Origin of the sequence: Roseburia sp. AF25-13LB, from assembly GCF_003478915.1 — a bacterium.
Taxonomy (GTDB): domain Bacteria; phylum Bacillota; class Clostridia; order Lachnospirales; family Lachnospiraceae; genus Roseburia_C; species Roseburia_C amylophila.
The window spans coordinates 1-18,386 of the sequence record NZ_QUFO01000009.1 but is presented as its reverse complement, the minus strand read 5'-3'; the positions used below and the strand labels follow the sequence as shown (position 1 = coordinate 18,386).

Below are 18,386 nucleotides of genomic sequence, written 5' to 3'. Positions count from 1 at the left end.
ACCGGGAGATTATTCTCCCGGTTTTTCAAATCTCACAGGTTCGTGAGATTTCAGCCCATTATTCTGTCGAAACAGCGTGTGTCAGTGACATTTCTGTGAGGATTGCTTGTTAAGATAAGCGCAAAAGGAACAAGCTGCCGCACGACGGCAAAAGAAAAAAAGCCGTCGTACAGCAGCCTATCAACACGCCCATTTGAAACGGCGGCTTTGATTTTCAGAGCCGCCGTTTCTTTGCGTCTACACAAACCAATGACGACTTGTAGGGACACGGTAGCCGATGGGAGGTTATTTTGCCGTGTTCATTTTATTATTTCATTGTTCGCGTGATCTGCACCAGCTAAAAAAAGCGTAGCCCCTCCGTCGGAGCAGTCCGGTTTTGAACATGAAATTAAACAGTACATAACCGATAATACTTTTTCGTGCGCTTGTGCGGCCTTGTGTCGCACAGGCGCATTTTGCTTTCCAGACTTCGAGACAAAGTGTCCCGAGGTGCGGTGCCGTTCTCCGCCGTTACTCCATTTCGTTTCCGACCAACCCCGAACAAACTGAAATGGAGGATTTTACGATGACTACTATCAATTTGAAAGATTTTTATTATTGGTACACACAGGATCAGTTTATCGAGGTTTCTGACGAGGTAGCCGAAGTGTTTGTGGCCGATGCCCGGCACGAAATGGCCTACCAGCGGCGGCTCTCCCGGCATAAGGCGCAGTATTCTCTGGACTGCGATGACGGGATCGAATATTCCGCCTGCCTGCATGAGCCAACGCCCCAGGAGCTGCTGGAGCGCATGGAGCTGTTCATCCGTCTATGGAACGCCCTCAACTCTTTGCCGGAGATCCAGGGCCGCAGAATTGACGCACATATCATTCTTGGCAAGTCGATTAAGGAAATTGCCGAGGCCGAGGGCGTACATGAGGAGTCTATTCGCCAGTCGGTCAAGCGTGGCCTTGAACGCATGAAAAAAACTTTTTGATTTTTTCATCTTAACCCACTTGGAATTGATGAAAAAATGTCTCGGTTTATGAGAGGAGGTTTTCTTCCTAACGCAAGGGAATAACGGCAACCCTGAGTAAGTTCGGGGAGCCAGACGGTGGGTGCGCGGTGACATTTCCAAAAAGAGATTGAGCGAACAACACCAACATCGTAAATGGGCCCGGCCATCCCAAGGCCACGATCCGGCAATGAACAGACTGGCTGCCTGTTCCTCCGGGCTTGTCGCTTCACTTGCTTTGAGAGCGCCGCACAGAAAATAACGATTGTCTTTGGACAGGCCAAGTAAATATGTGCGGCGCTCTCTAATATTCAAAAACTATAATAAACCTCGAGACAAAGTGTCCCAAGGTGGAGTAAGGCAACAGGCCAGCATCCCGGTGGTGCTGGCCTGTTGCGTTTCCCCACCAAACAGCGGGAGGCGTTCTATCAATCTGCGAAGGAGGTTTACCGTGAAATTAACTACACAGGAACTTGAACAAATGAGAAGCGTTGACATTGGCGCGGTGGCTGCCGAGTCCCTGCCTGATGTGAGCGGTATGACCTTTGACAATGCGCTTTCCCGAAAGGAGCGCATCTCTCGATTTTTGCAGACTGTCAAAAATCCATACTGCTTTTGCATCGGTGGTGTTGGCGTGAAAATTGAATTTGCTGAAAGCGGGCCATCTCTCCAAGACAAGCTGACGGATTTCCTGCTGCGGCAAAGAAGCGGGCTGTAACTTCGGTTACAGCTCGTTTTGCTTCTTCGAGACAAAGTGTCCCGAAGTGGAGGCATCCTTGTTGTCCTCCCCGGACAGAGTTATAATATAAGTGTAATGTGATAGGGAAGGAGGAACAATGGCACGAGCAAAAAACAGAGGGTATCAGCAGAGTTTCTCTCCCTCTTACACAATCCGCCGCTGGCGGCTGGGCATCTATATCCGGCTTTCAAAGGAAGATTTGAAAAAAGGAAAAGACGATAGCAACAGCGTAAAGAACCAGCGTGACCTACTGAACGATTTTTACCGACGCAACATTGACGAGTTTGAAAGTATCACGGAATATGTAGATGACGGACATACTGGAACGGACGCTAACCGTGAAGATTTTCAACGGCTCTTGGCGGATGTCATGAGTGGTAAAATCAACTGCGTTATAGTAAAAGACCTGTCCCGCTTCGCACGAAATTATAGCGATGCCGGAAGTTTGATCGACAACCTGTTTGTTCAAATGGGTGTTCGCTTTATCAGCCTTGCTGAGAATGTGGACAGCTACAAGAACCCCGACAGCGTTTCAAATATCATCGTTCCCATTACAAACGTGATGAACGATAATTACTGCTATCAGACTTCCAAAAAGATCCGGCAGGTATTTGATTACAAACGGCGCAACGGCCAGTATATCGGAGCATTTGCTCCTTACGGCTATGTAAAGCACCCAAAGGACAAGCACAGGCTGATTGTTGATCCCGATGCTGCTGAAAATGTCAAACTCATTTTCACAATGATTATTCAAGGGTCATCAAAACGTGCTATCGCGTTGTACCTGAACGAACACGGCGTACCGAGCCCCTCGGCTTACAAGGTACAAAAGGGCTTGCCTGTTTCGACAAGAGGGTATGACGATCCTATGTGGGGAGCCCGCATGATCCACTCCATTCTTACCAATCCGACCTACACCGGGGACTTAGCCCAAGGCCGGAGCCGGGTGAAAAGCTACAAGGTACACCAGATTGAAGCTGTTCCCCGCGAGGAATGGGTGGAAGTGGCTGGAACACATGAGGCCATTATCGACTATGAAACTTTCGATAAGGTACAGGCTCTCTTACAGCGTGATACCCGTACTTCCCCGAAAGGCCGTGAGGTACATTTATTCAGCGGCTTTCTGAAATGTGCCGATTGCGGGCGGGCCATTACCCGATGCGTTAGCAAGAACAACAATGTATATTATTCTTGCTCAACCTACAAGAACCGTTCCCGGACAGCCTGCACCATGCACTCAATCAAGCATGAACGGCTGGAGGCTGCTGTTCTGTTCGCCGTACAGCATCAGGTACATTTAGCTGTTTCCTACTCAGAAATCGTAACGCAGATCAATTCCGCTCCAATCAAAAAAAGCCAGTCTTACCGACTGGACGATCTGATAGCTGCAAAAGAGCGGGAACTGATAAAGATAACACGCTACAAGCAATCTCTTTATCAGGACTGGAAAGACGGTGAAATCACCCAGCAGGAATACCGGGATATGAAGGCTGACTATGAACGGCAGACTTCTGATATTTCCGCGGTGCTTACCCGGCTGAACGCTGAACGCGCAGAACTGGCAAACGGTGTGGACAATGAGCATCCTGCACTGGTAGCCTTTATGAAGTATCAGAACATTGAAGCCCTCAACCGTGAAATCTTGGTTGAACTTGTGGACTATATCAAGGTCTATGAAAACGGCAATATCAGCGTGAAATTCAAATTTGCTGACGAGCTCCGCAAGATTGCCGAGTACATTGAAATCAACACTACGGAAGATACCGCAGTAGCGGGCTAACCCCCGCTACAAACCCCTTTGACAGTGTGTTTTCCTAATAGGCGCTAATCATATGATGATGGCTATGATGATATCTATATGGATGACGATTATGACTATGACAGATATGACAGAGACAGCGATTATGCAGATGGTGTAGATGATGCAATGGATGAGTATGGAGAAGATTGGTAATGCTGACAAAGTTTTACGGAAAGGAGACCACTATGGAAGAACTTTATTTTACCATCAGGAGTTTTCAGTTAAGAACCAATACTTGAATCACCACACCATACTTCATTTATGTGAGGTCTTTCATAGCGGCGCATATCCTGATTGCTGGTTGTTTTGAGCTTAAGAGCCAGGAGATTAATATATCTGTTAACCGTGGATTCAGATACATCCCCTTTTTTGATGCTTCCGTTTTCATGAAGCTGTCTGTAGATAGCAGAAAGTCTGATGATGTTATCGTTCCAAGCGTACCTAAAACCGGAAAGGCAAGGTAAGTGCTTATGACAGATAAAGAGAAAAGGTACTGGGCATATTTTCTGAATGGAAAGTAGTAGCTGAAGGGAGGGCGATTCATCTTATGGTGGATTGCTCTTTTTGTCGTTTTGCTTGAAAAAGTAAAAAAATTCCAGGTATATTTTTTTGAGAAAAGCAAAATATATTAATGGCACTAAAATAATAATAGTGCCGAAAAAATATTGACAAATATGAAAAGAGATATTACGCTATTCATATATTTCCGGCACTTGGCTGGGTGAAGTGCCGGAAAAATAATTGGAGGTGATATCACGATGACTGAAGAAATTTATTTCAGGGGTGTTCATAATGTGACGGAATTTACGCGCAATGAATTATTCGTCTCTTTTCGTCAGGGAGGATATCAATTAAGTGAAGCTTCGTTCTACAAAAAGGTTGAAGATATGGTCAATGATGGTGAGATAGTAAGGGTGGGACGTAATCATTATTGTTTGCCGAATGATAAGCGGCAGGTGTACCGTCATGACTATTCGGAATTGGCGGAAGAAGTGGCATTGCAACTAGAGGAACAATATCCATATTTGAATTTTACAATATTTGAATTTGTTCAAATGAATGATTTCGTAAATCATTTAGTGGCTCATAATGTTATATTCCTATCAGTAGAATCAGATATTATGGAATTTGTTTTTGATACATTAAAGGAGAAATATCCTGGAAAAGTGCTTATCAATCCAACGGCAGATATCTACCATCAGTATTGGTCGGATAACATGATTGTAATTGTAAAGCTTATAACAGAAGCACCAAAAGGACAGGAAAAATCGTGGCATACAAGATTGGAGAAGCTATTAGTAGACATTATGTCAGAACCGTTACTTCTGGCATCTATAAGTGAGTCAGAATATCCGGGTGTATATATGGATGCTTTTGCAAGATACTATATTGATGAAAATTGTTTGTTTCGATATGCAAATCGAAGAAAGAGCGCAAAGAAAATAAAGAAACTGCTACATGATAAAACGGATATTATATTAAAAACAAAGGAATAGGTGCAAATGCTTTTGAAAGAAAATTTTAGTGAGGAATATATTCGCAGTCTACAAAAGGACAGCAAGAGAGATCCGGTGCTTTTAGAACGTACTGTATATGCTTTTGGACTTCTTGAAGCTTTGGCAAGGGTGAGGATGCCATTTATTTTTAAAGGTGGTACCTGCCTTATGATGCTAATGGATAAGCCACGTCGATTATCTACAGATATTGATATTATTGTGGAACCAGGGACTGATTTGGATGATTACTTAGAAAAAGCATCTGCTATATTTCCATTTCAGATGGTGGAAGAACAGAAGAGAGTCGGAAAAAACAATATAGAAAAGCGGCATTTTAAATTTACTTATGATTCACCAATTAACAATAAACAATTTTATATATTATTGGATGTGCTATTTGAAAATAATCATTATGCAGAAGTTGAGACAAAGGAAATAAGAAATGATTTACTACTGACAGAAGAAGAGTATCTAACAGTTAAAATTCCGAGTGCAGATTGTATTCTTGCAGATAAACTGACTGCATTTGCTCCTCATACGACAGGTGTCGAACTTAATAAAGGTAAGGATATGGAAGTAATGAAGCAGCTTTATGACGTGTGTTCTTTAATAGAGGTTTTTAAAGAATGCGATGTTGTAAAGCGTACATATGAACCGATTGCGTTGGCGGAGATTGCATACCGTGGAATAAATGCAACACCAACGGACTGCTTATGGGACAGCTTTGAGTCAGCTTTATGTATTGCGTCACGAGGCAAGGTCGGAGCAGAGGAGTATCCGATATATGTTAAAGGTATACGTGACTTACGTGGACATATTTATGCAGAAAACTATAGTCCGGAAATTGCAGCAGGGAGAGCAACCATGGTTATGTACATGGTAATGTGTTTGTTGACAGATACAGAGTTTGAAAAGGTGAAGGACTTCCGGGAATATGCCAATCATAAATTAGTGCATGAAAAGTTATTGACTCTTCGTTACTTGAAAAAGGCAAATCCAGAGGCCTATGCTTATGTGGTGAAGACTGATGAGATAATGAAATAAAATGATACTTGAAGAATTAATATCAAAAGCTAATCTTTGAATAAATATTTTTTGAATTTAAGTGACTCTTGACACATTTTTCCCGTCTATTAGGGTGAAAGGCCTTAATACAAGGGAAAGGAGGAGAAGCCTATGGATGATAAGCAGATATTAGATTTATATTGGGAGCGCTCCGAAGCTGCTATATCCGAAACTTCAAAAAAATACGGAAAGTATTGCAGATATATAGCCTTTAATATTCTTCACAATGACGAAGACAGCGAGGAATGTGTAAATGATACTTATTTAAGAGCTTGGAACAGCATACCGCCTAACCGTCCATCTGTCCTAAAAACTTTTTTAGGGAAGATTACTCGCAACTTATCTTTGGACAGGTACGAACTGCTCAATGCAAAGAAACGTAATGGCGGGCAAATGCCATTGGTTTTTGATGAAATAAAAGAGTGCATACCATCGTTGGATAGTACAGAAAACATTGTTGAAGAAATTGCTCTAACGGATATTCTCAACCGCTTTCTTTCTTCCCTGTCATTAGAACAGCGAAAAATCTTTATGAGAAGATATTGGTATTTATCGCCCATTAAAGAAATTGCAACGGAATATGGTATGAGCGAGAGCAAAATCAAGATGTCATTATTTCGTTCAAGGAACGAACTCAAAAAATTGTTAGAGAAAGAAGGTATCTCTGTATGAAAGAAAAGAAACTTTTAAGGGCATTGGGAAATGTCGATAATCAGTATATTAAGGAGGCTGAACCTATGAAAAAAACAAGTAAAATAACTAATCGGCAAAAATGGGTGTCTGTTGCTGCTTGCTTCGTACTCGTTGCTGTGATTGGAGTGGGAATTTTTCAAAGCAATCTGTTTGGTACAAAAAACGATATTGCTACGCTGGATGGTGGAGAAACAATTACTTTTGTTAAAAATGACTTATCACAATCTTCAATTAACTTAAATGTAATAACAAGACCTTTGAGCGATGCTGAGATTGAAATGCTTTTTGCAGACTTGCCTGTTACCGCAGATGCTTACTTTGATGCTGACAATCATAATATTCTGGGTTTTGAGGGAAAAATTGGTGATACAAGAATGGTAGTATCTAAACAGGGTGTAAATCTATTAGATACTATCATTGATGGAAATACAATCACTTCAAGTATAGACGGCGTTGATATCAATGCAGGATATTTCGTAACAAAGTCAAATAGTCAAGGTATCAAAACCGTAATATATTATGCAACCTTTGATATGGGAGAGAACACTATTTATGTAGAGTATTCTGGCGCTGAAAATGAAAGTGAAACTGTAAAGAACAACTTGGTAGACACAATTTTGAAGTTGATTGAGAACGGTGCATTTGATTTGAGCCAAATCCAAGAATAATCTGCAAATTTCATATACTAAGAACTTGATATAACGCCTATACCCTTAAAAATATTTGGCTTCGGTATGCTGTATTGCGTGGTGTATCTTCCTTCTAAAGATGGCACATTATTTCTTTGCTGTGGTTACAAATGCACCAATTACATATTATGGAACGGTGTGCATTGTGCTGTTTGGATTAATGTGGAGTATAGTCATGGAATTGAAGCAGGAATTAAAAGAATACCTTTTGGGGTTTCCACAGGAATATTGGCTTGTTCCGTGTTCTAATAGTTCAAGATATAACAAGGTGTTTCGTTTTATATGGTTAGTAGGCGTCGTTTTAGGAATGATATTTTTATTAATGATTAAATGAGGGATGAGTCTTTGATAAAAGTTATATTTTATTTTTTGCTTGTAAGTATAGGAGCAGGTTTGGTGCAGATGAAAATACCGCTGTTTGGTCGTCATGGCAAGCGGTGGGAAGAACAAAATTATGCACAGCGGTTTGGCGGTATCTTTTTTCCGGTATTCATTGCGCTTGTAGTTATCTTTTTATTTAATGAGTATAAGACGGCTCAATTACCCACTTTGAATGAAGAAATGCTGATGAATGGAGCGGAGTATTGTTTGGTAACTGATCTGAATGAGATAGGAGATGCGGATTATGCTTATGAGATAAAAAGCGGAAGCTCACAAGAGGAGATTTGCGGAATTATATCAAGTATATGTATAGACTTAAAAAGGGAAGATGATTTGGTAAATGCCAGATATGAAAACGGAGAATATATTATCATCAGCAATGGCATAACAATAGGACGGGCTGTCATAAATGACAAAGCAACAACAGATTTGTTGAAAATATACTTTTGCAACTAACAGTGGATGAGCGTTTCTGTGTAACTTTTAGGCGAGAATATCAAAAACTTTTCGTTCTGTTCACATTAACTGCTATCATTCAGAAGGGGTATGTGGTACTATTTAGTATAGTGGGGAAAGTGTGCACAGTTGCTGAATTATAAGATGAAGAGGTGTTACTGATGAAGATATGCTATAACAAACTTCAAAAACTTATGATTGATAATCAGATGAAAAGACAGTATTTAATGCGTGCAGCCGAAATCACATCATACGCTGCAACGAAGATAAATAAGCATGAGCCAGTATCTCTTGAAGTACTGATGAGGATATGTCAGGTGTTTCACTGCGACATCGGAGATATATGCGAAGTTATTTTAGATGAAGATTAAAACACGGAGGTAATTATAGATGGCAAGTGCGGTTAAACCAAAGAAAGAAATATCAATGGAAGAAGCACTTTGGAAAAGTGCTGATAAATTGAGAGGTTCTGTTGAGCCTGCGGAGTATAAGCACGTTGTTCTGAGTTTATTCTTTCTTAAATTTGCCAGTGACAAGTTTGAGGAATGCCGTAATAAGATTATTGCTACACACGGCGAAAAGTATGCGGATATGAAGCCGTTTTATACTCAGGAAAATGTATTCTATCTTCCTGAAGAAAGCCGTTGGAAATACATTATTGAAAACGCAAAGCAGGACGATATTGCCCTGAAGATAGATACAGCACTTTATACGATTGAGAAGAACAACCCGGCACTGAAAGGTGCTTTGCCGGATAACTATTACTCCCGCTTACATATTGATACGGCAAAGTTGGCTTCTTTGCTTGATGAAATCAATCGTATCAACACGGATGATAAAGAGAACGACATTATAGGTCGTGTATATGAGTATTTCCTCAGTAAGTTCGCTCTTGCAGAAGGAAAAGGTAAAGGAGAGTTCTATACACCAAAGTGCATTGTAAACCTGATTGCTGAAATGCTTGAGCCTTACGACGGAATACTGTATGACCCTTGTTGCGGTTCGGGCGGTATGTTTGTGCAGTCCATCAAGTTCGTAGAAGCACATAGCGGTAATAAAAAGAAAGTGTCTATTTACGGTCAGGAATACACAAATACCACTTTCAAACTGGCAAAAATGAACTTAGCTATCCGTGGTATTTCTGCAAATCTTGGAGAGATGGCAGCCAATACATTTACCAATGACCAGCACAAAGACCTTAAAGCAGATTTTATTATGGCAAACCCGCCTTTCAATCAAAAGCAGTGGAGAGCCGAAAATGAGCTTATAGACGACCCTCGTTGGAACGGATATGAAGTTCCGCCAACAAGCAACGCAAACTATGGTTGGATACTGAATATTGTTTCCAAACTCTCTCAAAACGGTGTGGCAGGTTTCCTGCTTGCCAATGGTGCATTATCTGATGATGGTACAGAGTTGAAAATCAGACAGCAGCTTATAGAAAATCACTTGGTAGAAGCGATTATTATTCTTCCGAGAAACCTTTTCTATACCACTGACATCAGCGTTACCCTTTGGGTACTCAATAAGAATAAAAAGGCTCGTGTTGTTGAACAGAATGGAAAGCTAAAACGCTATCGTAATCGAGAAGATGAAATACTCTTTATGGATTTGCGACAGATGGGAAGTCCTTATGAGAAGAAGTACATTGAATTGACAGAGGAAGATAGAGCCAAAGTTACAAGTGTATATCATAACTGGCAGCAGGAAGGCTATGAGGAAACTTATGAGAATGTGCCGGAATTTTGCTATTCTGCTTCTTTTGATGAAGTAAAGGAAAAAGGATTTACTCTTGTACCGAGCAGATATATTGAGTTTGTCAACCGTGATGAGAACATCGACTTTGATACCAAAATGAAATCATTGCAGGGAGAACTCAAAGAACTTCTTGCTCAAGAGGAAAAATCTAAATCAGATTTGCTTGCTGTATTTAAGGAGTTGGGATATGAAATCGAGTTATGATATTTTAGGAAACCATATCCGACTGATTGATACTCGGAACAGAGAAAGCATAACAGACAGAGTTTTGGGAATTAACATAGACAAGTTCTTTATGCCGTCGGTTGCAAATGTCATTGGTACGGATTTGAGTAAATATAAACTGATAACAAAAGGAAAGTTTGCGTGTAATCCAATGCACGTTGGTCGTGATGAACGACTTCCGGTTGCATTGTATGATGAAGAAGAACCTGCTATTGTTTCTCCGGCGTATTTTATGTTTGAGGTAGTAGATAACAGCATTTTGAATGAAGATTATCTGATGATGTGGTTTCGCAGACCGGAATTTGACAGTATTTGTTGGTTACATACTGACGGAAGTGTTCGTGGTGGGATTACTTGGGACGATATTTGCAGACTGGAATTGCCTATCCCACCTATTGAAAAACAGCTTGAAATAGTGAACAGTTATAAGGCAATTACGGAAAGAATTGCTTTAAAGCAGAAGATAAATGATAATTTACTGGCTACATCACAAGCTATTTTCAAGTCTTGGTTTGTAGATTTTCAGCCTTTTGAGGGAAAATGCCCATACTTTTGGCGAAATGGCTGTGTAGAGGATATTGCCGAGTTCTATGACTCTATGCGTAAACCCCTTTCTACGTTAGAAAGAACCGATATGGAAAAGGTATATCCATACTATGGTGCTGTATCTATTGTTGATTATGTTGATGATTACTTATTTGACGGTGAATATCTTCTCGTTAGTGAAGATGGTATTTATGTCGTAGACGAAAATGGACATCCGTTGCTACAACATATAACCGGGAAGTTTTGGGCAAATAATCACGCACATATCTTAAAAGGTAAAGCTGGTTTTACAGAAGATAGTTTGTATTTATTCTTGGCAAATACTAATATGGCTCCTATTGTTACTGGAGCAGCACAACCAAAAATCAATCAAGCAAACTTAAAAAGTTTTCCTTTAGTTATCCCTGATAGTGAAACTTTGTCCAAATTCAATGCGTTAATTGAACCATTTTTCGACCAACGCTTGAGCAATGTAGCGGAAATCAAGGAATTGGAAGCTTTAAAGGAATTGCTTCTTTCACAGCTCACACATTAAGCCGCTAAATTATCATTTACCGAAAAGGAGGGTTCATATATGGCATCACATAATTTCGCCTTTGAAGGTGGAGAAATATTGACCGGAATGGGTGCATCGTGGTTTGTGTCCTATGCCTACTATGAAACGGTTGACCCGTCTCACAGAAATTGGGCGAAGGTATCGACTACACAGCCCAGGATTTCCAAATACAACAAAGGTAAACAGTATCACAGGGCTTGGCTGAAAGAGGTTCTTGCTATGAACCCTGCCAACCTCAATAAAAACACCATCGGGCTTGATGCAGCTCAGACCAAAGCTATGGCGAAAGCTGTCCTGGAAAAGCTCGGCTAACCAGTTAACAACTCCTACCGACGGCGGGAGTCCTAAAAAGAACAGCCGTTGCTTGTCGTTCTCAAATTTGCAAAGGAGAAACGACGATGAAACAGAATTTAATCAATGATGTTGTTCAAGGGATGTTACCATACTTGAATAATGGACAGACTGAAAAGTTGCAAGAGGTATTGCATTTCGCACTTTTTAATTATCAGGTAACGCAGGATAAAGAACACGAGGAAATCTCAGAGCAGAATTTGGTGGAGCTATTCCTTTCGGCAAAGCGAATCGAAGGTTGCTCTGAGAAATCCCTCAAATACTACCAAACAACGATTGAAGCAATGCTCTTTCAGCTTCAGAAAGATGTAAAGCAAATCGTGACCGATGACATAAGAACATACCTTACGGAATATCAGAACCGCAAGCATTCAAGCCGTGTTACGATTGATAATATAAGGAGAATACTCTCCAGCTTTTTCTCTTGGCTTGAGGATGAAGATTATATTCTGAAAAGTCCAGTCAGGAGAATACATAAAGTTAAGACTGGAACAAGCGTTAAGGAAACTTATTCCGATGAAGCACTTGAGCTTATGCGTGATAGTTGCACAGAGCTTAGAGATTTGGCAATGATAGATATGCTTGCTTCAACGGGAATGCGTGTCGGAGAGATGGTTCTGCTCAATCGTGAAGATATAAACTTCAATGAGCGAGAATGTATTGTGTTCGGTAAAGGTGATAAAGAGCGAATTGTGTACTTTGACGCAAGGACGAAGATACATCTGCAAAACTACTTACAGAGCCGAAAAGATGATAATCCGGCATTGTTTGTTTCCTTGCAGTCACCGTATAACAGAATGAAAATCGGTGGCATAGAAGTTAGACTTAGAAATTTGGGTAATCGCTTGGGTTTGGCAAAGGTACACCCGCATAAGTTCCGACGAACCCTTGCGACGATGGCAATAGATAAAGGAATGCCCATTGAGCAGCTTCAACAGCTCTTGGGACATAGAAGAATAGATACGACCTTGCAGTATGCAATGGTCAAACAGAGCAATGTAAAGATGGCTCACAGAAAATACATTGGATGAGGCGATTATGATGAAAGAAGGCTACAAAATGCTTGGCAATTTTATCAGACAAGTTGATGTGAGAAATACAGAAGGTAAAGAGGAAAATCTCTTGGGGGTTTCAGTTCAGAAAAAATTTATACCCTCGATTGCCAATACAGTTGGAACAGATTTCGCAAAATACAAAGTGGTAAAAAGACGACAGTTTACATACATTCCAGATACTTCTCGACGTGGAGATAAGATTGGAATAGCATTTTTGGAGGATTACGAGGAAGGACTTGTCAGCAATGTATATACCGTATTTGAAGTGATTGACGAAAAACAAATGTTACCGGAGTATTTGATGTTGTGGTTTAGCCGTCCGGAATTCGATAGATATGCCCGATTCAAATCCCACGGTAGTGTTCGTGAAGTAATGGATTGGGATGAAATGTGTAAGGTAGAATTACCAGTTCCGCCCATAAATGAGCAGAAAAAAATCGTAAAAGCGTATAAGACGATTACCGATAGAATAGCACTGAAGCAGAAGATAAATGATAATTTAGCGGCTTGAGAGTTGGGCAATCAATGTGCTTTGAAGCTCCTTGAGTTTCAGTATCTCGGATTGATTGTAAGAACGAACCTTTTCGACTTCTTTCAAAACACCTGTAATAGCCAACATGGAAGATTCGCAAGGTAAATATATTGGCAACTCACATTGTTTAGTTATTCCAATGTAAGCTCTTGTACTTCCACCACCAGCAAATGATTCCAAAATTGACTGGAAATAGCTTGAGGTAAAATAGTATCTGAGATAAACATTGCTTAATCCTTTATGAACTCGATAGTAGGTAACCTGCGGAGTAAGGATGATGTAATCATTACCTTCTGGTACAATAGCAACTCTGCCCAAAGTTGCCTTATGTGTTAACAACACATCATTGGGTTTTGCAAATCCTTTTCTAAGAGAGCTCGCTTGTTTCTCCGAAATAAATGCGCACTGAGAAAGGTCAACAAATCCATCAGATAAATTGTTTGCCATAATAAACGGAACACCTGATGCAACATAATCGCTTACCTTGGGATGTATCTCTCCATGGTTTCCGTCCATAGGAGGATCAATAAACCCTCGGTCAATCAAATCCTGCACCGTGTACTTAATCCAAGGTTTGCCACATTCTAAATCAGCTGAATACTGATTGTACATAACGCAAGCACATTGTTCAGCTAAATTATCATTTAACGGAGGTGGTATGTATGACAACAGCAGAAATAATTCAAATAGTCATTGGAATATTGTCATTAGTGGCAACAATAGCTGTTTCGTTTTTGATATATTGGTTACAAACACGGCACGAAAAAGAAATTCAAAAACTACAAGCGGAAAAAGAGTTAGAAATGAAGGCACGGTTATTTTTAATTGATAATGAGCCTGAGAGAGATTATTTACCATGGTGTGTTATAGTTGCTAATTTACATCCACTTGAAAGACATTCCAGAAAGATTTACACGGCATATTGTCGTTGTACGGAAGAACTTCAGAATGAAATATTGCGTCAAGCAGGATATAAAAGTAATTCAATACAGGGAACTCGTTGGGTACAGAAATGTATAATGGATTTGGAAAAGGATATTGAGCGATATAATTTAGGTAGAGATTATCTGTATGATGGAGCAAAGTATTTTCATAGAAGCTATGAGAGATACCGTGATTTGCGGTGGAATGGTACACCAAGTGTGTTTGAACCCATAAATAAGGATAATAAATCCAGAAGAACTTTCAATATAAATCAACTGTCTGTTGGGGAGTATGTAGATGAGTATTTTTATTACTACATTGAAAAGAAAATGGAATTTGACGAAGGTACACCTATTCCACCAATGGATTATGTATGGAGTTCTCAAAATCTTGCATATTGTGAAGAAGAAACAGTGTGTATGTGGTTAATGGAGTTGATTGAAAGTATTGCTATTGTAATAAGAAATAGAAAGTCTGATGAAGAAATAAATCAAAATCCATTAGAATATACAGATGCACAAGCTGAAACATTTGAGGACAAGTATTATGAGGTAATACAACAGCTTTATAATACTTATTATAAGAGTATTGCGGAGAATAAAAACAAAAGGAAGAAAAGCTAACGCAAAAGGAGTGAACGCAATGGCAAATTTTAATGAACACGCATTGGAAATGTCAATAATGGAGTTGTTCAAAGACGAGGAGTACACCTATGTCAGTGGCGACCAGATACACAGAGAAAGGACAGAGGTTCTGCTTACGGGCGACCTGAAGCAATATCTCTATAATCGCTATGCGAAAGACGGTATCACACCGAGTGAGGTGGATAGTGTCATTTTAATGTTGCGTAATATTTCCGGTACGATTTATGAAGCAAACAAAGCTGTATTTAAGTTGCTTTGCGATGGCTTTATTCTTAACCGTGAGGACAGAACGCAGAAAGACCTCTATATTGAACTTATTGATTTTGACACTCCCGAAAACAATATTTTCAAAGCGGTTAATCAGTTTGAAATTGAGGGCGTAAATAACCAGTTGCGTATTCCAGATGGCATTGTGTTTGTAAATGGTATTCCTGTTGTTGTTCTTGAGTTTAAGAGTGCGGTACAAGAAAATACGACCATAATGGACGCATACAAGCAGCTTACAATCCGTTACCGTAGAGATATTCCGGAGATTTTTAAATACAATGCTTTTGTTGTTATCAGTGATGGAGCAAATAATAAATATGGTTCTTTCTTCAGCCCGTATGATTTCTTCTATGCGTGGAGAAAGATAAATTCAGACGATAAAGAACTGGACGGTATCAATTCTCTTGTAACAATGATAAAGGGACTTTTCCGAAAAGACCGTTTGCTTGAAGTTATCAAAGATTTTATTTATTTTCCGGATAACTCCGATAAGGATTTGAAGATAGTGTGCCGCTATCCACAGTTCTTTGCGGCAAATAAATTGTATGAGAATATCAAGGCTCATCTTCGCCCTGAAGGAGATGGTAAAGGTGGTACATATTTTGGAGCGACAGGGTGCGGTAAGAGTTATACAATGCTTTTTCTTACTCGTATGTTGATGAAAAGCAAATACTTTTCTTCTCCGACCATTCTCATTATTACGGACAGAACAGACCTTGACGACCAGCTTTCCAAGCAGTTTGTCGGTTCAAAGAAATATATCGGAGATGAAACTGTTGTAAGCATTGAGTCTCGTGAGAAACTTCGTGAGGAGCTTCAGGGACGAGAGAGTGGCGGTGTTTATCTGACTACCATTCAGAAATTTACAGAGGATTTGCAGCTTCTTACAGACAGAACGAACGTTATTTGTATTTCTGATGAAGCACACAGAAGCCAAATCAATCTCGACCAAAAGGTTAAGATTACAGAGTCCGGTGTTCAGAAAACCTATGGCTTTGCCAAGTATCTGCATGACTCTTTACCAAATGCGACTTATGTTGGATTTACCGGAACTCCGGTTGATGGAACAATCGAAGTCTTTGGTGGTGTTGTAGACGCATATACAATGACGGAAGCTGTTAAGGACGGTATTACAGTTAATCTTGTTTACGATGGTCGTGCAGCCAAGGTTATGCTCAATCAGGATAAGGTAAGACAGATTGAAGAATATTATGCTCAGTGTGAACTTGAGGGGGCAAATGAACATCAAGTAGAAGAAAGTCAGAAAGCAGTTGCCAAAATGGAAGTTATTATTGGCGACCCTGATAGACTTCGTGCTGTTGCGGAGGATTTTATCAAGCATTATGAAACCCGTGTGGCAGAAGGTGCAACCGTAGCAGGCAAAGCAATGTTTGTATGTTCCAATCGAAATATAGCATACGATTTCTATAAGATAGTAAAGGAACTCAGACCGGAATGGACAGAAAAGAAGATTTGTGATGACGGTGTTGTTCTGAGTGAGAAAGATAAAAAAGAGTTGAAGCCAATGGAAAAAATTAAGTTGGTTATGACTCGTAATAAAGATGATGAAAAAGAGCTATTTGATATGCTTGGCACAAAAGAGGATAGGAAAGAATTTGACCGTCAGTTCAAAAATCCGAAGTCGAACTTTAAGATTGCCATTGTTGTAGATATGTGGCTGACTGGTTTTGATGTGCCGGAGCTTGATACGATTTACATTGATAAGCCTATTCAGCAGCATACCCTTATTCAGACGATTTCCCGTGTAAATCGTGTATGCGAGGGCAAAGATAAAGGTTTGATTGTTGACTATATAGGTATTAAGAAAAATATGAATACCGCCCTCAAGAAATATACGAATTTTGAGAGCGAAGAATTTGAAGGTGTGGAGCAGTCCATCACGATTGTAAAAGACCAGTTAGAAGTCCTTGGTCAGATGTTCCACAACTTTAACAGCAGTGATTTCTTCAATGGTTCCCCTACCGAACAGCTTGCCTGCTTGAACCGTGCGGTTGAGTATGTGCAGTTGTCTGAAGAACTGGAAAGAAGATTTATGGCAGCAGTCAAGAGAATGAAACAGGCATTTAACCTCTGTAGTTCAAGTGAGAAATTCTCTGATGAAGATAAGGATTATATTCATTTTTATTGTGCTGTCCGTTCTATCCTTTTCAAGTTGACAAAAGGTGATGCACCGGATATCGAGCAGATGAACGCTCGTGTCCGCAAAATGCTTGAGGGGGCAATTCAGTCCGATGGTATTGAGGAATTATTTGAAACCGGAAAGCATATATCGGTTGATATTTTCAGCGATGAATATATGAATAAGATAAACGCTATTCAGTTGCCGAATACGAAAATTAAGATACTTCAAAGACTTCTTTCTCAGGCAATCGACGAGTTTAAGAAAGTCAATAAGATTATGGGGGTAGAATTTGCAGACAGACTCAAAAAGGTTGTTGATGAGTATAATAACCGACGTCGTGATGAAGCGTATGCCAACGAAGTCCTTGATGATGTTGCGGAGCAGCTTGCACAGTTGTTGTCTGAACTGAAAACAGAAAAAAACTCATTCAAGAATATGGGCATAGATTATGAGGAAAAGGCTTTCTATGATATTTTGAAAGCAGTTGCCAAGAAGTATGAGTTTGAATATCCGGACGATAAAATGATTGAATTATCCAAGAGGATAAAGCTGATTGTTGATGATAAGTCACGTTATACTGATTGGTCTGCCCGTGATGATATTAAGGCAAATCTGCAAGTGGATTTAATATTGCTGCTTGATGAGTTCGGCTATCCGCCAGTAACCATTGATGATGTTTACAAGGAAGTTCTTGAACAGGCAGAGAATTTTAAGAAATATGCGAATTAAAGAATTGATTGGAGTAGGAAAAAGTTTTCAGATGATAGAATTAGAAGAGGAAGGAATTGCGTTATGTCAAAATTAAATGTTGACCAGAAAACAATAAAAGATTTATTTCAGAGTAAAAAATCGGACTTTTTAATACCGGATTATCAAAGACCTTATGCGTGGGGCGAAGCTGAATGCAGGACGCTTTGGGACGATATATTTTCTTTTGCTATTCCTGATGAAGGGAAGACAGAATTTGATAGTAATAGCGAGTATTTCCTCGGTCCGATTGTAACTTTTAGAAATGAAGATAAACTGTTAAGGAAACAATCGGAGTTGGTGTAAACGAAAAAGCAGCCTTGA

At 39.9% G+C, this 18,386-nt stretch carries 18 protein-coding genes and 1 pseudogene; 17 read left to right on the top strand and 2 right to left on the bottom strand.

Annotation, left to right across the window (positions count from 1 at the left end):
- Nucleotides 1-565: 565 nt before the first annotated feature.
- The 3 genes from DWY37_RS11960 (at nucleotide 566) to DWY37_RS11950 (ending at nucleotide 3,513) form a co-directional block, all read left to right on the top strand.
- On the top strand, nucleotides 566-976 hold the full coding sequence (locus tag DWY37_RS11960; RefSeq protein WP_118540925.1) for a sigma-70 family RNA polymerase sigma factor: 411 nt from the start codon (nucleotides 566-568) through the stop codon (nucleotides 974-976).
- 469 nt (nucleotides 977-1,445) lie between these two features.
- Nucleotides 1,446-1,712, top strand: a complete 267-nt coding sequence (locus DWY37_RS11955; RefSeq protein WP_007884026.1) for a DUF6870 family protein — start codon at nucleotides 1,446-1,448, stop codon at nucleotides 1,710-1,712.
- A gap of 118 nt (nucleotides 1,713-1,830) precedes the next feature.
- Nucleotides 1,831-3,513, top strand: coding sequence for a recombinase family protein (locus DWY37_RS11950; RefSeq protein WP_118544537.1), 1,683 nt, complete (start codon nucleotides 1,831-1,833; stop codon nucleotides 3,511-3,513).
- 248 nt (nucleotides 3,514-3,761) lie between these two features.
- Here the strand turns inward: DWY37_RS11950 and DWY37_RS16495 are convergent.
- Nucleotides 3,762-3,944, bottom strand: a pseudogene (locus DWY37_RS16495) (IS481 family transposase); the annotation flags it as partial.
- Between the two features lie 348 nt (nucleotides 3,945-4,292).
- On the opposite strand from DWY37_RS16495, the gene DWY37_RS11940 reads away from it, so the two are divergent.
- From DWY37_RS11940 to DWY37_RS11885, 11 genes are all read left to right on the top strand, one after another.
- Nucleotides 4,293-5,030, top strand: a complete 738-nt coding sequence (locus DWY37_RS11940; protein WP_117698008.1) for a DUF6577 family protein — start codon at nucleotides 4,293-4,295, stop codon at nucleotides 5,028-5,030.
- Nucleotides 5,031-5,036: 6 nt separating this feature from the next.
- A complete protein-coding gene (locus DWY37_RS11935) occupies nucleotides 5,037-6,074 on the top strand; it encodes a nucleotidyl transferase AbiEii/AbiGii toxin family protein (RefSeq protein ID WP_118540927.1) in 1,038 nt (345 codons plus the stop codon).
- A gap of 132 nt (nucleotides 6,075-6,206) precedes the next feature.
- Nucleotides 6,207-6,767: an RNA polymerase sigma factor gene (locus tag DWY37_RS11930; protein WP_118540929.1), complete on the top strand. Its 561-nt coding sequence runs from the start codon at nucleotides 6,207-6,209 to the stop codon at nucleotides 6,765-6,767.
- Nucleotides 6,764-7,456, top strand: coding sequence for a hypothetical protein (locus DWY37_RS11925; RefSeq protein ID WP_118540930.1), 693 nt, complete (start codon nucleotides 6,764-6,766; stop codon nucleotides 7,454-7,456). Before DWY37_RS11930 ends, DWY37_RS11925 begins: the two co-directional genes overlap by 4 nt.
- Nucleotides 7,457-7,879: 423 nt before the next feature.
- On the top strand, nucleotides 7,880-8,314 hold the full coding sequence (locus DWY37_RS11915; protein WP_227700434.1) for a hypothetical protein: 435 nt from the start codon (nucleotides 7,880-7,882) through the stop codon (nucleotides 8,312-8,314).
- A 161-nt stretch (nucleotides 8,315-8,475) separates the two neighbouring features.
- The gene (locus DWY37_RS11910) at nucleotides 8,476-8,685 is read left to right on the top strand and encodes a helix-turn-helix domain-containing protein (RefSeq protein WP_118540932.1); all 210 of its coding nucleotides are present in this window, start codon (nucleotides 8,476-8,478) and stop codon (nucleotides 8,683-8,685) included.
- A 19-nt stretch (nucleotides 8,686-8,704) separates the two neighbouring features.
- Nucleotides 8,705-10,276 carry a type I restriction-modification system subunit M gene (locus DWY37_RS11905; RefSeq protein WP_118540933.1) on the top strand — a complete coding sequence of 524 codons (1,572 nt, stop codon included), beginning with the start codon at nucleotides 8,705-8,707 and terminating at the stop codon, nucleotides 10,274-10,276.
- Nucleotides 10,260-11,378, top strand: a complete 1,119-nt coding sequence (locus tag DWY37_RS11900; RefSeq protein ID WP_118592607.1) for a restriction endonuclease subunit S — start codon at nucleotides 10,260-10,262, stop codon at nucleotides 11,376-11,378. The genes DWY37_RS11905 and DWY37_RS11900 overlap by 17 nt, the downstream gene beginning before the upstream one ends.
- A gap of 39 nt (nucleotides 11,379-11,417) precedes the next feature.
- The gene (locus DWY37_RS11895; protein ID WP_118540934.1) at nucleotides 11,418-11,711 is read left to right on the top strand and encodes a hypothetical protein; all 294 of its coding nucleotides are present in this window, start codon (nucleotides 11,418-11,420) and stop codon (nucleotides 11,709-11,711) included.
- Nucleotides 11,712-11,797: 86 nt separating this feature from the next.
- Nucleotides 11,798-12,781: a site-specific tyrosine recombinase/integron integrase gene (xerA, locus tag DWY37_RS11890; RefSeq protein ID WP_118540936.1), complete on the top strand. Its 984-nt coding sequence runs from the start codon at nucleotides 11,798-11,800 to the stop codon at nucleotides 12,779-12,781.
- A gap of 7 nt (nucleotides 12,782-12,788) precedes the next feature.
- On the top strand, nucleotides 12,789-13,316 hold the full coding sequence (locus DWY37_RS11885) for a restriction endonuclease subunit S (RefSeq protein ID WP_330417611.1): 528 nt from the start codon (nucleotides 12,789-12,791) through the stop codon (nucleotides 13,314-13,316).
- On the opposite strand, the gene DWY37_RS11880 is transcribed toward DWY37_RS11885, so the two are convergent.
- The gene (locus DWY37_RS11880) at nucleotides 13,305-13,949 is read right to left on the bottom strand and encodes a hypothetical protein (RefSeq protein ID WP_118592606.1); all 645 of its coding nucleotides are present in this window, start codon (nucleotides 13,947-13,949) and stop codon (nucleotides 13,305-13,307) included. The two genes, DWY37_RS11885 and DWY37_RS11880, sit on opposite strands and share 12 nt — an antisense overlap.
- Before the next feature lie 50 nt (nucleotides 13,950-13,999).
- On the opposite strand from DWY37_RS11880, the gene DWY37_RS11875 reads away from it, so the two are divergent.
- The 3 genes from DWY37_RS11875 (at nucleotide 14,000) to DWY37_RS11865 (ending at nucleotide 18,368) form a co-directional block, all read left to right on the top strand.
- Nucleotides 14,000-14,884 carry a hypothetical protein gene (locus tag DWY37_RS11875; RefSeq protein ID WP_118540942.1) on the top strand — a complete coding sequence of 295 codons (885 nt, stop codon included), beginning with the start codon at nucleotides 14,000-14,002 and terminating at the stop codon, nucleotides 14,882-14,884.
- A gap of 19 nt (nucleotides 14,885-14,903) precedes the next feature.
- The gene (locus DWY37_RS11870) at nucleotides 14,904-18,044 is read left to right on the top strand and encodes a type I restriction endonuclease subunit R (RefSeq protein ID WP_118540944.1); all 3,141 of its coding nucleotides are present in this window, start codon (nucleotides 14,904-14,906) and stop codon (nucleotides 18,042-18,044) included.
- Nucleotides 18,045-18,107: 63 nt separating this feature from the next.
- The gene (locus DWY37_RS11865; protein ID WP_243092132.1) at nucleotides 18,108-18,368 is read left to right on the top strand and encodes a DUF262 domain-containing protein; all 261 of its coding nucleotides are present in this window, start codon (nucleotides 18,108-18,110) and stop codon (nucleotides 18,366-18,368) included.
- The last annotated feature ends 18 nt before the right edge of the window (nucleotides 18,369-18,386 follow it).

Coding starts and splice junctions, on each gene's coding strand:
- DWY37_RS11960 (WP_118540925.1), top strand. CDS start 566: ATGACTACTATCAATTTGAAAGATTTTTATTATTGGTACACACAGGAT.
- DWY37_RS11950 (WP_118544537.1), top strand. CDS start 1,831: ATGGCACGAGCAAAAAACAGAGGGTATCAGCAGAGTTTCTCTCCCTCT.
- DWY37_RS11940 (WP_117698008.1), top strand. CDS start 4,293: ATGACTGAAGAAATTTATTTCAGGGGTGTTCATAATGTGACGGAATTT.
- DWY37_RS11935 (WP_118540927.1), top strand. CDS start 5,037: ATGCTTTTGAAAGAAAATTTTAGTGAGGAATATATTCGCAGTCTACAA.
- DWY37_RS11930 (WP_118540929.1), top strand. CDS start 6,207: ATGGATGATAAGCAGATATTAGATTTATATTGGGAGCGCTCCGAAGCT.
- DWY37_RS11925 (WP_118540930.1), top strand. CDS start 6,764: ATGAAAGAAAAGAAACTTTTAAGGGCATTGGGAAATGTCGATAATCAG.
- DWY37_RS11915 (WP_227700434.1), top strand. CDS start 7,880: ATGAAAATACCGCTGTTTGGTCGTCATGGCAAGCGGTGGGAAGAACAA.
- DWY37_RS11910 (WP_118540932.1), top strand. CDS start 8,476: ATGAAGATATGCTATAACAAACTTCAAAAACTTATGATTGATAATCAG.
- DWY37_RS11905 (WP_118540933.1), top strand. CDS start 8,705: ATGGCAAGTGCGGTTAAACCAAAGAAAGAAATATCAATGGAAGAAGCA.
- DWY37_RS11900 (WP_118592607.1), top strand. CDS start 10,260: ATGAAATCGAGTTATGATATTTTAGGAAACCATATCCGACTGATTGAT.
- DWY37_RS11895 (WP_118540934.1), top strand. CDS start 11,418: ATGGCATCACATAATTTCGCCTTTGAAGGTGGAGAAATATTGACCGGA.
- xerA (WP_118540936.1), top strand. CDS start 11,798: ATGAAACAGAATTTAATCAATGATGTTGTTCAAGGGATGTTACCATAC.
- DWY37_RS11885 (WP_330417611.1), top strand. CDS start 12,789: ATGATGAAAGAAGGCTACAAAATGCTTGGCAATTTTATCAGACAAGTT.
- DWY37_RS11880 (WP_118592606.1), bottom strand. CDS start 13,949: ATGTACAATCAGTATTCAGCTGATTTAGAATGTGGCAAACCTTGGATT.
- DWY37_RS11875 (WP_118540942.1), top strand. CDS start 14,000: ATGACAACAGCAGAAATAATTCAAATAGTCATTGGAATATTGTCATTA.
- DWY37_RS11870 (WP_118540944.1), top strand. CDS start 14,904: ATGGCAAATTTTAATGAACACGCATTGGAAATGTCAATAATGGAGTTG.
- DWY37_RS11865 (WP_243092132.1), top strand. CDS start 18,108: ATGTCAAAATTAAATGTTGACCAGAAAACAATAAAAGATTTATTTCAG.